The sequence below is a fragment of the Agromyces tropicus genome, from assembly GCF_039531345.1.
Lineage (GTDB): Bacteria > Actinomycetota > Actinomycetes > Actinomycetales > Microbacteriaceae > Agromyces > Agromyces tropicus.
The window spans coordinates 614691-627990 of record NZ_BAAAPW010000002.1; the positions used below are offsets into that span (position 1 = coordinate 614691).

The 13300-nt window shown below is 74.6% G+C and carries 14 protein-coding genes; 5 read left to right on the top strand and 9 right to left on the bottom strand.

The annotated features are described in order from the left end of the window. The first annotated feature begins 24 nt into the window (after positions 1 to 24). Positions 25 to 492, top strand: a complete 468-nt coding sequence (locus ABD230_RS08655; RefSeq protein ID WP_344371802.1) for an LpqB family beta-propeller domain-containing protein — start codon at positions 25 to 27, stop codon at positions 490 to 492. Beyond that, on the top strand, positions 489 to 2144 hold the full coding sequence (locus ABD230_RS08660; RefSeq protein WP_344371804.1) for a DUF5671 domain-containing protein: 1656 nt from the start codon (positions 489 to 491) through the stop codon (positions 2142 to 2144). Before ABD230_RS08655 ends, ABD230_RS08660 begins: the two co-directional genes overlap by 4 nt. A 33-nt stretch (positions 2145 to 2177) precedes the next feature. Here ABD230_RS08660 and ABD230_RS08665 read toward each other — a convergent pair whose 3' ends face one another. The 4 genes from ABD230_RS08665 to ABD230_RS08680 form a co-directional block, all read right to left on the bottom strand. Beyond that, positions 2178 to 3035 carry an ABC transporter permease gene (locus tag ABD230_RS08665; RefSeq protein ID WP_344371807.1) on the bottom strand — a complete coding sequence of 286 codons (858 nt, stop codon included), beginning with the start codon at positions 3033 to 3035 and terminating at the stop codon, positions 2178 to 2180. A 16-nt stretch (positions 3036 to 3051) separates the two neighbouring features. Further along, positions 3052 to 4077: an aliphatic sulfonate ABC transporter substrate-binding protein gene (locus ABD230_RS08670; protein WP_344371809.1), complete on the bottom strand. Its 1026-nt coding sequence runs from the start codon at positions 4075 to 4077 to the stop codon at positions 3052 to 3054. A gap of 78 nt (positions 4078 to 4155) precedes the next feature. Further along, on the bottom strand, positions 4156 to 5037 hold the full coding sequence (locus ABD230_RS08675; protein ID WP_344371811.1) for an ABC transporter ATP-binding protein: 882 nt from the start codon (positions 5035 to 5037) through the stop codon (positions 4156 to 4158). 128 nt (positions 5038 to 5165) lie between these two features. Beyond that, complete coding sequence (locus tag ABD230_RS08680; protein WP_344371813.1) at positions 5166 to 5636, bottom strand: GNAT family N-acetyltransferase; 471 nt, start codon at positions 5634 to 5636, stop codon at positions 5166 to 5168. A gap of 45 nt (positions 5637 to 5681) precedes the next feature. Between ABD230_RS08680 and ABD230_RS08685 the strand changes: the two genes are divergently transcribed. Both ABD230_RS08685 and ABD230_RS08690 read left to right on the top strand, forming a co-directional pair. Continuing rightward, positions 5682 to 6449, top strand: a complete 768-nt coding sequence (locus ABD230_RS08685) for a DNA alkylation repair protein (protein ID WP_344371816.1) — start codon at positions 5682 to 5684, stop codon at positions 6447 to 6449. A 56-nt stretch (positions 6450 to 6505) separates the two neighbouring features. Next, positions 6506 to 7342 carry an SDR family NAD(P)-dependent oxidoreductase gene (locus tag ABD230_RS08690; protein ID WP_344371820.1) on the top strand — a complete coding sequence of 279 codons (837 nt, stop codon included), beginning with the start codon at positions 6506 to 6508 and terminating at the stop codon, positions 7340 to 7342. Positions 7343 to 7382: 40 nt separating this feature from the next. Here ABD230_RS08690 and ABD230_RS08695 read toward each other — a convergent pair whose 3' ends face one another. The 5 genes from ABD230_RS08695 to ABD230_RS08715 form a co-directional block, all read right to left on the bottom strand. Continuing rightward, a complete protein-coding gene (locus ABD230_RS08695) occupies positions 7383 to 7850 on the bottom strand; it encodes a hypothetical protein (protein WP_344371822.1) in 468 nt (155 codons plus the stop codon). Then, entirely contained in the window at positions 7847 to 9142 is a 1296-nt protein-coding gene (locus tag ABD230_RS08700) for a serine/threonine-protein kinase (RefSeq protein ID WP_344371824.1), read from the bottom strand. Before ABD230_RS08700 ends, ABD230_RS08695 begins: the two co-directional genes overlap by 4 nt. A gap of 80 nt (positions 9143 to 9222) precedes the next feature. Beyond that, the gene (locus ABD230_RS08705) at positions 9223 to 10065 is read right to left on the bottom strand and encodes an exodeoxyribonuclease III (protein WP_344371827.1); all 843 of its coding nucleotides are present in this window, start codon (positions 10063 to 10065) and stop codon (positions 9223 to 9225) included. Between the two features lie 112 nt (positions 10066 to 10177). After that, the gene (locus ABD230_RS08710; protein WP_344371830.1) at positions 10178 to 11686 is read right to left on the bottom strand and encodes a cell wall-binding repeat-containing protein; all 1509 of its coding nucleotides are present in this window, start codon (positions 11684 to 11686) and stop codon (positions 10178 to 10180) included. Positions 11687 to 11822: 136 nt separating this feature from the next. Further along, positions 11823 to 12341 carry a DUF6328 family protein gene (locus ABD230_RS08715; RefSeq protein WP_344371833.1) on the bottom strand — a complete coding sequence of 173 codons (519 nt, stop codon included), beginning with the start codon at positions 12339 to 12341 and terminating at the stop codon, positions 11823 to 11825. Between the two features lie 104 nt (positions 12342 to 12445). Between ABD230_RS08715 and cofE the strand changes: the two genes are divergently transcribed. Beyond that, positions 12446 to 13228 carry a coenzyme F420-0:L-glutamate ligase gene (gene cofE / locus ABD230_RS08720; protein WP_344371835.1) on the top strand — a complete coding sequence of 261 codons (783 nt, stop codon included), beginning with the start codon at positions 12446 to 12448 and terminating at the stop codon, positions 13226 to 13228. The last annotated feature ends 72 nt before the right edge of the window (positions 13229 to 13300 follow it).

Consider the following 13300-nt stretch of genomic DNA (forward strand, 5'->3'; position numbering starts at 1 on the left):
GCGCCGGAGCGGGATGATGCGTGCATGGACGACGCCGCCCGCTCGAGACCCGACCGAACGCTCATCGTCATCCTCGCCGTGCTCGGGCTCCTCGTGGTGGTCGCCCTCGTGGTGGTCTTCACGCGCGGCGAGCCCGAACCGCTCGACGCGGCGACGCCGGAGGGCGTGGTGCAGCGCTACGCGGCCGCCGTCATCGACGGCGACGAGTCCGCGGCGATGGACCTGCTCGACCCGGAGGTCGTCGACTCGTGCGTGCGCCTGCCGGCCTCGAGCGCCGAGGGGGTGCGGGTGACGCTCGTGGACACGACGCTCCGCGACGACACGGCCGACGTCGACGTGCTGGTGACCACGACGTACGGCGACGGCCCGTTCGGCGCCTCGGAGTATGACGAGCGCGGCGTCTTCGACCTGGTCCTCGTCGACGGGGACTGGCGCATCGAGTCGGCGCCGTGGCAGCTCACGATCTGCGACCCGACGGCGGTCGGCCGATGAGCGCGGCGACCGGCACGGCGGCCGCGCCGGGCGGCGCCGGGCCCGGCAGCGCCCAGGGGACCGTGCGGCGGCTGATCGTCTTCGTGCTCCTGTTCGTGCTCGTCACGATCGCCGCCATCGGGATCGCCGGCCTGGTCGAGCGCCTCCTGGGGGCCGCCCGGGACCTCGCGGTGGCCGGCACCGCCGACCTCGCCCTCCAGCTCGCGTTCACGCTCATCGGCGGCCCGCTCGCAGCGCTGCTCTGGTGGGCGTCGTGGCGCCGCATGGCCGATCCCGCCGAGCGCGGGTCCGTCGCGTGGGGGCTCTACCTCGCGGCGATGGGCACGGTCTCCCTGGTCGTCGCGACGTCCGCCCTCGCGGGCACCGTCACGAGCCTCGTCGACGGGCGATGGGAGCCCGAGGCGCTCGCCGTCGCGATCGTCTGGGCCCTCGTCTGGGTGTGGCACCGATGGATGCTGCGGCACCCCGCGAAGGGACCCACGCGCCTGGCCACGGTCCCCCTCGTGCTCGGTGCGGCCTACGGGCTGGTCGTCGGCGCCGGCGGCGTCGTCGTCGCCGTCGGGGCGGTGCTCGACGCTGCGTTCGGCACGCCGACCCTCGCCATCCTCGTCCCCGACCCCTGGTGGTACGCCGCGCTCGACGGACTCACGTGGGCGGTGATCGGCGGGGCGATCTGGTGGTGGCACTGGGTGCACGACGGGGTGCGCCGCATCCCGACCGCGTTCGCCGCCGTCGCCCTCGTGGTGGTCGGCGTCCTCGGCGGCGCCGCCGCCGCGCTCGCCGGAGCGGGGACCGCGCTCGACGTCGGGCTGCGGCTCGCGTTCGATCCCGCCGACGGCACGGCCGCCATCCTCGAGCCGCTCGGGACGGCGCTCGCGGCGGCCGCCGTCGGCGCCTTCGTGTGGCGGCTGCACGCGCGCATCGCCGACGCGCACTCCGAGGCGACGCGACGTGCGAGCCGCCTCGTCGTCGCCGGGCTCGGCCTGGCGGGCGCCGCCTCGGGCATCGGCGTCGTCGTCAACGCGGTCCTCGCCGCCGTCGCCGACCCGCTCGCGTCGACCGGGACCCGCACGCTCCTGCTCGGCGGCATCAGCACGCTCGTGGTCGGCGGTCCGACCTGGTGGCTCGCATGGCGGCCGACCCGTCGGGTCGACCCCGCGGAGGCCGCCGACGTCGGCCGGCGCGTGTACCTCGTCGCCGTGTTCGGGGCGAGCGCGGTCGTCGCGATCGTCGCACTGCTGGTCGTGGGATACCGGCTGTTCGAGTTCGTGCTCGACCCGGTCACGGGGGCGGCGCTCGTCGACCGGATCCGAGCCCCGCTCGGCCTCCTCGTCGCGACCGCGCTCGTCTTCGCGTACCACTTTGCCGTCTGGCGACGCGACCGGGTCGCCATCGCCGAGGCCGGCATCGCGACGGGGCGCGCGATCGGCCGGGTCGTGCTCGTCGCGCCCGGTGATCCTTCGCCGTTCGTCCGCGCCGTCTCCGAGGCGACCGGGGCACCGGTGACGGCCTGGCCGCGGGTTCCCGCCGAGGGCGAGACGCCGCCCGACGTCGACCGGGTCGTCGGCGCCCTGCAGGGCGTCAGCGGCCGGCGCGTGCTCGTGCTGGCCGGTCCGGGCGACCGGGTCGAGGTGGTGCCGCTCGCCGAGTGATCGGGAGCGGACGCCGCGGCATCCGCCGTCGGGTCACGCCCAGCGGCGCACGGCCCAGCGCTCGAGCAGCCCGACGAGGGCATCGCTCAGCTTGCCGAGGACGGCGAGCAGGATGATGGCCAGGAAGATGCGGTCGATGCGTCCGGTGTTGCCCGAGTCGCTGAGGAGGAACCCGAGTCCCATCGACGAGGCGATGAGCTCGGCCGCGACGAGGAACAGCCACGCCTGCGCGAGCGCGAGCCGCAGCGCCGCGATCACCGACGGCACGACGGCGGGCAGCTGGACCGTCGCGAACAGGGCCGGACCGCGCAGGCCGAACGCGCGGCCGGCCTCGAGCAGCCGCCGGTCGACGTGCCGGAGCGAGGCCGCCACGATCGTGTAGACGGGGAAGAACGCGCCGATCGCGATGAGGATGACCTTCGAGTCCTCGCCGATCCCGAACCAGAGGATCAGCAGCGGGACCCAGGCGAGCGACGGCACGGCGCGCACGGCGCCGAGCGTCGGCGAGAGGAGCACGTCGCCGAGTCGCGAGAGCCCGACGACGGCGCCGCCGAGCAGCCCGAACAGCGCGCCGAAGGCGAAGCCGAGGAACACGCGCTGCGTCGAGATGGCCACGTACAGCCCGAGCAGCCCTCGCTCGGCGAGGTCGATCGCCGCCAGCCACACCATCTCGGGGCTCGGCAGCTGCGACACCGGCACGGCCCCCGACGTCGAGGCGACCTGCCAGGCCGCGAGCAGGGCGAGCGGGATCAGCGCGCCGCCGGCGATCCGGACCCAGCGGCGCGAGGTCGCCGGGCGCCGGTCGCGGCGCGGGACCCGCCGGACGACGGATGCCGCGGCGCGCGCGGATCCCCGGCGTGCGATCGTGCGGGGCGCGGCATCCGTCGTCATGGTGGGATCCTCCGGACTACTTCGCGAAGCGCGAGGGGTCGGCCTGCGCGACGAGGCCGTCGTCGATCAGGGTCGCGAGCGCGTCGTCGACCTGCTTCTGGCTCACCACGTCGCCGAGCTCGACGAACACGGGCCCGATCTTGCCGAGCAGCGCGACCTGCGCGTCGCCGGGTGCCGGGTCGACGTCGAGGTTCGAGCGCTCGAGGATCACCTTCGACGCGATCGACTCGTCGAGGCCGGCGACGTCGGCGAGGATCGCCGCGGTCTCGTCGGGGTGCTCGGCGGCCCAGGCGCGGGCGTGCTCGTACGCGTCCACGACGAGCTGCGCGAGCGCGGGCTGCTCCTCGAGGAACGACTCGGTCGCGTTGAGGAAGCCGTAGCTGTTGAAGCCCACGTTGCGGTAGATCAGCGAGGCGCCGGCCTCCTCCGCGCCCGCCATGATCGGGTCGAGGCCCGCCCACGCGTCGACCGCGCCGTTCTGCAGCGCGGCCCAGCCGTCGGCGTGCTGCAGGTTCTCGACCGTGATGTCGTCGGGCGAGAGGCCCTCGGCCTCGAGCGTCTGCAGGAGGAAGAAGTACGGGTCGGTGCCCTTCGTCGCAGCGACCGTCTTGCCCTTGAGGTCGGACACCTCGTCGATCTCGCTTTCGGGTCCGGCCACGATCGCCGACCACTCGGGCTGCGAGTAGATGTCGATGGTCTTGATCGGCGAGCCGTTGGCGCGGGCGAGGAGCGCCGCCGAGCCGGCCGTCGAGCCGACGTCGATCGCGCCGGCGCGGAGCGCCTCGTTCGCCTTGTTCGAGCCGGCCGACTGCACCCAGTTGACCTCGAGGCCCTCGGCCTCGAGCCAGCCCTGGTCCTTGATGATGAGGCTGAGCGGGTTGTAGGTCGCGAAGTCGATGTTCAGGACCTGGCCCTCGAGCGAGTCGCCCGAGGACGCGGCTTCTGCCTGGTTCTCGCCGGCGACGCAGCCCGACAGCAGGAGCGCCGCGGCGGCGGCGCCCGCGACGAGCGCGGTGCGGAGGACGGGGGTGGTGCGGGACACGGTGGCTCCTTCTCGGTGGTGATGCGGTGCGTGCGGGGTCGCCGGTGCTGTGGGCCGTCGCCGCCGCAGATCGGACGGTCAGTAGGGGAAGTGGGGGATGGTCGTGGTGGCCTGGATGCCGCGGGCGGCGCCGTGCCGATCGATGCCGAGGCCGTCCAGGAGGCGGCCGCGCAGCTCGGCGAGCTCGGCCGAACCACGGTCGCGCGGGCGGTGGCCCGGGACCACCACCGTCTGGCGGACGTCGGCGCCGGGGGCCGCGCCGTCGCTGCCGAGCAGCACGATGCGGTCGGCGAGCTGCAGCGCCTCGTCGACGTCGTGCGTGACGAGGAGCACGGTCGTCGGCTCGGCGGCGTGGACGTCGAGCAGCAGGTCCTGCATCCGGAGCCGGGTGAGCGCATCGAGGGCGCCGAACGGCTCGTCGAGGAGCAGGACCTCCGGGTTGCGGGCGAGGGCCCGCGCGAGCGACGCGCGCTGCGCCATGCCGCCGGAGACCTCGTGCGGCCGGTGGCCGGCGAACTCGGCGAGTCCGACGAGTTCGAGCAGCCGCGCCACGTGCGCGCGCCCCGCGCGCCGGGCCGTGCCGCGCGGCAGCCCGAGGGCGACGTTCCGCTCGAGGCTGCGCCAGGGCAGCAGTCGCGGCTCCTGGAACCCGACGGCGCACCGCACGTCGTACGACTGCACGGGCTCCCCGTCGATGTCGGCCTCCCCGGAGGTGGGGTGGTCGAGCCCCGCGACGATCCGCAGCAGCGTCGACTTGCCGCATCCGCTCGGACCGAGGATCGCGACGATCTCGCCGGCGGCGATGTCGAGGTCGACGCCGCGGAGGACGTCCCGCGTGCCGCCGTCGGGCGCCGCGAACGCGCGACCGACGCCGCGGAGGGCGACGGGCGCCGCGGGTGCGGCGTCGCCGACGGCGGCCGGCGGGGCGCCCGCGATCGCGGCGGTGGTGGCGGTGGTCATGGCGTGCTCCGGGTCGAGGTCGGGCGGATGCTCGACGGTAACCGGAACGGATCCTCCGGTGCGCGCGGCCGCGACGCACGGGGTAACACCGCTCGACGCGCGGCGTCACACGACGCTGCCGCCCGCGCTCAGAGCGGCTTCGCCATGTGCAGGGACGCCACGTCGTACCCGAGGGACTCGTAGAGCGCGATCGCCCCGTCGTTGAAGCCGAACACGTTGAGCATGAGCCGGGTGGCGCCGTGCTCCCGGGCGATCTCCTCGCCCATCCGCATCGCGCGGCGCGCGATCCCGCGACGGCGGAACTCGGGCCGCACCCCGAGGTCCCAGATCCACCACGTCTCGCCGAGGTCGTCCCACGGTCCGAGCCAGAGCCACCCGGCGTCGTCGTCGCCGACCCGGATCGCATGGAGCAGCTGGCCGTCGACGATCCGCCCGTCGGGGAAGAACCGCTCCTCGGAGGCGCGGCGCGCGGCCGCGGCCTGCTCGGCGGTGTCGCCCGCCTCGCGGCGGGACTGCTCGTAGTGGTCCATCGCCTCGGGGAGCCACGCCGCCACTTCGTCGTCGGTCATCGGGTCCAGTCGCACGTCGGTGTCGGCCATGACCGGATTCTGCCGGACGTCGTCCGGGGATGCCATCATGCGGGCATGGTCTCGACCACCGATGCCACGCCCGAGCAGGTGCGAGCGGCGCTCGCCGAGCTCGCCGACCCGGCGCGCGCCGCGGCATCCGCCCGCTTCTTCAAGACCGGTCCCGGCGAGTACGGCGAGGGCGACGCCTTCCTCGGCGTCACCGTGCCGCAGGTGCGGTCGGTGGCGAAGCGGTTCGCCGGCCTCCCGCTCGACGGCGTCCGGCGACTGCTCTCCAGCGCCGTGCACGAGGTGCGGCTGTGCGCGCTCGTGATCCTGGTCGGCCGCTTCGACCGCGCGAGCCGCCGGCGCGCGCGGGACGACGCCGAACGCGCTCGCCTCGCGAGCTTCTACCTCGACGCCGTCCGGCGCGGGCGCGTCGACAACTGGGACCTCGTCGACGCCTCGGCCGACCGGATCCTCGGGGCCTGGCTCCTCGATCCGGTCGCCGCGCCCGGCGCGCCCGCGATGCACGACCTCGACGAGCTCGTCGCGAGTCCCGACCTCTGGCAGCGGCGTGTCGGCATCATGGCGACGTTCGCGTTCCTCAAGGCGGGCGACGGCGCACCGACGCTGCGCCTCGCGCCCCGCCTGCTGTCGGACCCGCACGACCTCGTCCACACGGCGACCGGCTGGATGCTCCGAGAGCTCGGGGCGCGGGTCGACCGGGGCGAGCTGGAGGCCTTCCTCGAGGCGAACGCGGCCCGGATGCCGCGGACCATGCTCTCGTACGCCACCGAGCACCTCCCGGCCGAGGAACGGGCCCGCTACCGCGCCATGCGGTGACGCCGGCGGCCGGGGCGGGTGCGCGCGGCGCGGCCGGGGTTGCCAGAATGAGGCGCATGAGCAGAACCGTGCACGGCGCGAACGTCCTGATCACCGGAGCGGCCGGGGGGATGGGCCGAATGTACGCGGAGCGCGCCGTCGTGGAGGGTGCGGCGGCCGTCGTGCTGTGGGACCGCGACGCGGGCGCCCTGGCGCGCACTGCGGACGAGCTCGGTCGCGCGGCCGGCGGGCGCACGGTCGTGCGCTCGTACGTCGTCGACGTCGCCGAGCTCGGCGCGATCGCCAAGGCCGCCCACAAGGTGCGCCGCGACGTCGGCGCCCCCGACGTGCTCGTCAACAACGCGGGCATCGTGCGCGGCAACGCGTACTTCTGGGAGACCGACAGCGGCGACGACGTGCGGCCGACCATGCTCGTCAACGCGCTCGCCCCGATGTACGTCACCCGCGAGTTCCTCCCCGCGATGATCGCCGCCGGCCGGCCGGCGCGGATCGTGAACGTCGGCAGCGCGGCCGGCACCCTCGCGAACCCGAGGATGGCCGCCTACGCCGCCTCGAAGGCCGCGCTCAACGGCTGGAGCGATTCGCTGCGGCTCGAGCTCGAGCAGGCCGGCCACGAGCACGTGCGCGTCACGACCGTGACGCCGTCGTACATCTCGACCGGGATGTTCGCGGGTGCGCGCGGACCGCTGCTCGCCCCCGTGCTCGCGCCGGAGCTCGTCGTCGAGCGCGTGTGGCGCGCGATGCTCGACGGACGTCCGCTCGTCGAGCTGCCCGCGAGCGTGCGGCTCTCGCGGATCCTGCGGGCGGTGCTGCCGACGCGCGTGTTCGACCGCGTCATCGGCGACGGCTTCGGGATCTACCGATCGATGGATCGCTTCCGCGGTCGGGGCTGAGCCGACCGCGGCGCGGTCGCCGGGTCGCTGCCGGTCCGGCTCAGTCGTCGCCCTTGTCGCGGCCCTTGCCCTTGCCCGGCTTGTCGTCGCCGTTGCCCGAGCCGCTGTTGCCGTTGCTACCGCTGTCGCCGCTGTTCCCCGGGGCGTCCCCGTCGTCGCCGGCATCCTCGGTGGGTTCCGGCTCGGGCGCCGGCGTGGCGGCGGCCATGGCCGCCTCCAGGTCGGCCCGCACCAGCGCGATCGCGTCCGTGATCTCGGCGGCCCGATCGGCGTCGAGCGTGCCGTCCGCGACCGCCGCGTCGACCTGGTCGGCGAGCGCGTCGAGCCGGCCGAGCGCCTCGGCGTAGTCGCCGGCGGCGGAGGACTCGGCGATCGAGACCACCTGCGTGCGGTAGCCCGTGGCGCGCTCGTCGGAGATGCCGGGATCGGTCGCGCACGAGGCGAGTCCGACCGCGAGCGCGACGGCGACGGATGCCGCGGCGAGCCCGCGACGCAGGCGTGCGGTCATGGCGACACCGCCTCCTCCAGCTGGTCGAGGTGGGTGCCGAGGTCGCCCTCGATGCTCGGCATGGGCGCCTGCGTCGGCGTCGCGGGCGCGGAGCCGCCGCCGGCGAGGGCGCCGAGGCTGATCGGGACCACGATGGCCGCGCCGACGAGCGCGAGGACCGCGCCGATGGCGAACACGACCGCCCGAGGAAGGCGGCGCCCGCCGCCGGGCGCGGTGTGCGCGCCGGCGTCCCGGCCCGATCCGTCCTCGCCGCCGGGCGTCGCTGCGGTCACCCCGGTGAGGATGCGCGTGGCGGCCGTCGCATCGTCGTCGGACGCCGGCGGCGTCGCGACGCGCGTCGCGGGGAGGATCCGGGTGTCGCCCTCCGCGGCAGGCGGGTGCGTGAGGACGGTCGTCGTGCCCGTCGTCCCGGCTGCGGTCGGGTCCGGGTCGGCGACGAGCGTCTCCGTGGCGAGCGCGACGTCGAGGGCGGTCGGACGCTCGGCGGGATCGCGTGCGGTCATGGTGGCGAGCAGCTCGCGCCACTCGTCCGGCAGGTCGGCGGGGATCTCGGGGTCGCGCACGAGCCGTGCGCTCGCCGACTCGAGCGCGGGGCCCGGGTACGGCTGTCGCCCCGTGAGGGACTCGAGCACCAGGAGTCCCAGGGAGTAGATGTCGGCGCTGCTGCCGACCGCCTCGCCGCGAACCTGCTCGGGGCTGAGGTACCCGGGCGTGCCGATGATGCGGCCCGTCGCGGTGAGGCGCGACTCGTCGAGGAGCCGGGCGATGCCGAAGTCGGCCAGCTTCGCGTTCCAGCGTCGGGTCGGCAGGTGCGCCGGCGCGAGCAGCACGTTCGCGGGCTTCACGTCGCGGTGCACGATGCCGCGAGCGTGGATGACGTGGAGGCCCTCCGCGAGGTCGGCGAGCATGCGGGCCGCGTCCCGCCGGGGGATCGGCCCCTCCTCGAGCATCGCGCGCAGGTCGCGGCCGTCGACGAGCTCCATGACGAGGAACTCGCGCTTCGTCACGGGATCCTTGGCGGCGTCGTAGAGGGTGACGAGCGACGGGTGGGTCAGGCTCGCGAGGAGCGCCGTCTCGGAGCGTCGGCGGTCGGCGTCGTCGATGCCCTCGGTCGAGGGGGTGAAGACCTTGACCGCCACGCGACGCCCGAGTGCGAGGTCGTCGGCGCGGTAGACCGCGGCCATGCCGCCGCGCCCGATGAGGCCCTCGATCCGGTAGCGCTCGTCGAGGGTCGAACCGAGGACCGGATCGGTCGCCGCCTGCTGCGGGACCTGTTCCGTGGGGGAGTCCATCTCACGAAGGGTAGCCCCTGTGTCTGGATGGACGGGGAGGGGTTGCACACCGACCGCTGCGTGCGCCATGCAGCGCGGGGTCAGCCGAAGATCATCGGCAGGTCGTCGTCGGCGTCACCGCCGCGGTCGAGCTCGACGAGCACCGGCACGTGGTCGCTCGGGGCATCGCCCTTGCGCTCGTTGCGGTGGATCGAGGCATCCGTCACCAGGTCGGCGAACGCGGAGGAGCCGAGGACGAAGTCGATGCGGAGACCCTCGTTGCGCGGGAACCGGAGCTGCTTGTAGTCCCAGTACGTGTACCCGGTCGGCACGATCGGGCGGACGACGTCGCGCACGCCCGCCGCCTCGAGCGCCCGGAACGCGGAACGCTCCTCGGGCGACACGTGCGTCGTCACGCCCTCGATGACGGTCGGGTCGCCGTTGTCCTCGTCGAGGGGGGCGATGTTGAAGTCGCCCATGAGCGCGAAGGGGCGATCCGGCGTGCCGGTCGTCTCGTCGCGGGCGAGGTCCGTGAGGGCCGCGAGCCAGTCGAGCTTGTAGGTGTAGTGCGGGTCGCCGAGCGACCGGCCGTTCGGCACGTACAGGCTCCAGAGCCGCACCCCGTCGACGGTCGCGCCGATCGCCCGTGCCTCCTTCGGCAGGTCGGGGCCCTCGTGCCCCTTGAGGAACCCGGGCATGCCGGGGAACTCGGTCGCGACGTCGGCGATGGGCAGCCGGCTCGCGATCGCCACGCCGTTCCACTGGTTGAGCCCGTGGATCGCGAGCTCGTAGCCCGCCTGCTCGAACGCGTCGTGCGGGAACTGCTCGGGCGTGCACTTGATCTCCTGCATCGCCAGCACGTCGACGTCCTCGCGCACCATCCAGTCGACGACGCGGCCGTACCGGGTGCGGATGGAGTTGACGTTCCAGGTGGCGATGCGCATGCGGTCCAGCCTAGGGTCGCCCGCCGACCCGGCCGGACGGTCGTTGGCCCGCGGTGGAGACGGCGGGCGCGCCCCGGTTCCGAGGCGCGCCCGTGTCGGTCCGGTGCCGGGGTCAGCAGGTGCGGAACGGCGTCCAGCCCGAGTACCACACGGGCTGGTAGTAGCCCATGACGTACCCCTCGGCGACCCCGACCGACGCGACGTGCTGCTGCACGGCGGAGCTCGTGCACGAGTCGGGCGTGATGTACAGCGGGGCGCCGATCCAACCGGCGAGCGGCGCCGCGGCGAGGGCGTCCGGGAAGTTCCGGCCGCTCGCGAAGAAGGCGTACGGCGACCAGCCGCCGCCCCAGACCGCGTCGACGATCAGGTACGCGGTGGCGTACCGGTCCGCTCCGCCGAAGCGGTGGACCTCCGGGCCGGTGGGCAGCGCCTGGATGGCGCGCTGGATGCCCGACGAGATCGCCCCGGTGCCGCCGGCGATGGCGACGACGTCCGCGTCGAGCGACGTGAGCGCGCGCGTGGCGGCGCTGTCGAGGCCGCTCCGCGTGCCCGGCACGATGAGGACCGGGATGCCGATCGCGGCGGCGGCGCCGCTCGCGGAGAGCGCGTCGGGGAAGTTCGCGCCCGACGCGACCCACACGGCGGGCGACGTGCCGAACGCGCCGGCGACGATCTTGCGCGAGGTGTCGTACCGGTCGGTGCCGGCATAGCGCGTGAAGCTCGGGGCGAGGGAGCGCAGGGTCGTCTCCACGGACGACGACACGGCGCCGGTGCCGCCGGCGACGACGATCTTCGCGGGCTTCAGCCGCTTGAGCTCGGCGATCACCGAGGACGGGACGCGGGTGCCGGGCACGAGCAGCAGGGGCCCGCCGCAGCGTGCGGCGGCGGGGCCGGCGCTGAGCGCGTCGGGGAAGGCGAGCCCGTTGGCGATCCAGACGCACGGCACGCCGGGCTCGAAGCCGGCGCGCGAGGCGGCGACGGCGGTCTCGAAGCGGTCCTGCCCGGCGATCCGGCCCTTCATGAGCGGCTCGAGCTCCTCGTCGACGCCGGTTGCGGCCTGCCCGTCGGCGACCGTCACGAGCGTGGCGAGGTCGGTGTACTGCGCGTCCTCGTAGAACTCGGGGATGAGGGGCGTCCCGGCGCGCGGGTCGTAGACGTTCACGAGGTAGGAGCCGGCGGGCAGCCCCGTGATGGCGTAGGCGCCGGACGCATCGGTGACGGCGTCGGCGACGAGGTTCCACGCCCCGGTGCCGTCGGCGGCCTCGGCCCATGCCTCGACGGCCGCGCCGGCGAGGCTGCGGCCGCCGCTGCCGGCGCTCCAGTAGGTGATGCGGCCGCCGATCGACGCGGTGCCGTCGACCGCGAGCGCCTCGGCGGAGGCGGAGGGCGCCCCGCCCACCTCGAGGGAGCGCTGTGCGAACGCGACCGCGCTGTCGTCGCCGGCGCGCAGCTGCTCGGGGACGTCGTCGACCAGCGCGTCGGCGACCGCGGGCGCGGGCCGCAGGTCGGGTGGCGTCGGCTCGTCGGATGCGATCGCCGGGCTGATCCCGGCGGTGAGGAGGGCCAGGGTGGTCGCGAGCACGGCGGTGCGTCGCAGCCCGGCCATGGGGCGAGGGTCCATGGAGGGTCCGTTCGGGTCGGCGGGCGCGTCCGGCGTCGGACGCGCCCACATGATATTGGCGCGGCGGCGGTCCGCCGGAGATCGGTGTCCGGATCGTTATCGCGATCGCCCGGGCGGGCGCGCGGCCGGGCGCCCGTCAGGCGTCCCCATCAGGTCCGGAGCGACGCCGTTCGTGCCGCCCGATGCGCGGCACGACCGTCCAGAAGGCGAGCAGGAGCACGAGCGAGAGGCCGCCGGCGACCCAGCCCGCCTGCTGCGACACGGTGACGTCGAAGATGAGCATCGCGACGCCGACCGCGACGAGGGAGACGACGACGAGCAGCACGAGGAGCAGGGAGTTCGCGATCCGCACGACCCGGTCCTTCTGCTTCCTGCCGCTCAGCTGGCGGTGCAGGATCACCGGTGCGAGGCCGAGCATCGTGGCCGTGGTGGCGAGCACGACGAGCACGAGGTACAGCGTGACCTCCTGCGGCTGGAGATCGCGGAACGTCGGCTGGAAGGCGACCGCGAGCAGGAAGCCCGAGATGAGCTGGGTGCCGGTCATCACGACCCGCAGTTCCTGGAGGATGTCGTTGAACTTGCGGTCCTGCCGTTCGGCCTCGGTCTCGTCGCGCTCCGCGGCGCGGCGTGCGGCGGGCTCCCCCTGCGATGCCATGCCCGGATGCTAGTGCCTCGCGCGGCGCACGGGAACGGCGTCGCCGACGCGACACCGCCCCGCGCGACTGCCAAGATGGCAGGAGAGCCGAGCGGAGGGTGGACGTGAGGTACAGCATCGAAGGCGTCGAGGGCCTGCCGGAGATCGGCGAGGGGGTCGACCTCGCGGCGCTCGTCGCGGGCGCGGTCGTCGAGCCGCTCGCCGACGGCGACATCCTCGTCGTCACCTCGAAGATCATCTCCAAGGCCGAGGGTCGTGTCGTCCGGGCCGAGGACCGCGAGCAGGCGATCACCGACGAGACCGTGCGGGTCGTCGCCACGCGTCAGACGGGCGACGCGGTCACGCGGATCGTCGAGAACCGGCTCGGGATCATCGGCGCGGCCGCGGGCGTCGACGCGTCGAACGCGCCCGACGGCACGGTCCTGCTCCTGCCCGTCGACCCGGACGCCTCCGCGAGGGCGCTGGCCACCGGCATCCGCTCGCTGACGGGCGCCCGGGTGGGCGTGATCGTCTCGGACACGCTCGGCCGGCCGTGGCGCGAGGGCCAGACCGACATCGCCATCGGCGCCGCGGGCGTGCACGTCTTCGAGGACCTGCGAGGGCGGGCGGATGCCTCGGGCAAGGCCCTCGCCGTCACGATGCCGTGCGTCGCCGACGAGCTCGCGGGCGCGGCCGAGCTGGTCAAGGGCAAGGCCGCGGGCGTGCCGGTCGCCGTCGTGCGCGGCCTCGGGCAGCTCGTCGGGGACCTCGACCTGCCGGGCGCGCGGTCGATCGTCCGGCCGCCGGATCGGGACATGTTCCGGCAGGGCGCGGAGGAGGCGTACGAGGACGGCTACCGCGCGGGGTTCGACGAGGCGCAGGCCGAGGGGCCGCTGCGCACGGAGTGACGGATCCGGTCGACGAATTTCGCGGTTTCTGGATCCAAGATGCAGATTCGCGCGACGGTTCCGATACATTCG

What these genes read in the sequence shown, in the direction of transcription:
- ABD230_RS08665 (WP_344371807.1), bottom strand. Translation starts at nt 3,035, where the DNA reads ATGACGACGGATGCCGCGCCCCGCACGATCGCACGCCGGGGATCCGCG.
- ABD230_RS08710 (WP_344371830.1), bottom strand. Translation starts at nt 11,686, where the DNA reads ATGGACCCTCGCCCCATGGCCGGGCTGCGACGCACCGCCGTGCTCGCG.
- ABD230_RS08660 (WP_344371804.1), top strand. Translation starts at nt 489, where the DNA reads ATGAGCGCGGCGACCGGCACGGCGGCCGCGCCGGGCGGCGCCGGGCCC.
- ABD230_RS08680 (WP_344371813.1), bottom strand. Translation starts at nt 5,636, where the DNA reads ATGGCCGACACCGACGTGCGACTGGACCCGATGACCGACGACGAAGTG.
- ABD230_RS08695 (WP_344371822.1), bottom strand. Translation starts at nt 7,850, where the DNA reads ATGACCGCACGCCTGCGTCGCGGGCTCGCCGCGGCATCCGTCGCCGTC.
- ABD230_RS08690 (WP_344371820.1), top strand. Translation starts at nt 6,506, where the DNA reads ATGAGCAGAACCGTGCACGGCGCGAACGTCCTGATCACCGGAGCGGCC.
- ABD230_RS08675 (WP_344371811.1), bottom strand. Translation starts at nt 5,037, where the DNA reads ATGACCACCGCCACCACCGCCGCGATCGCGGGCGCCCCGCCGGCCGCC.
- ABD230_RS08705 (WP_344371827.1), bottom strand. Translation starts at nt 10,065, where the DNA reads ATGCGCATCGCCACCTGGAACGTCAACTCCATCCGCACCCGGTACGGC.
- ABD230_RS08715 (WP_344371833.1), bottom strand. Translation starts at nt 12,341, where the DNA reads ATGGCATCGCAGGGGGAGCCCGCCGCACGCCGCGCCGCGGAGCGCGAC.
- ABD230_RS08655 (WP_344371802.1), top strand. Translation starts at nt 25, where the DNA reads ATGGACGACGCCGCCCGCTCGAGACCCGACCGAACGCTCATCGTCATC.
- ABD230_RS08685 (WP_344371816.1), top strand. Translation starts at nt 5,682, where the DNA reads ATGGTCTCGACCACCGATGCCACGCCCGAGCAGGTGCGAGCGGCGCTC.
- ABD230_RS08700 (WP_344371824.1), bottom strand. Translation starts at nt 9,142, where the DNA reads ATGGACTCCCCCACGGAACAGGTCCCGCAGCAGGCGGCGACCGATCCG.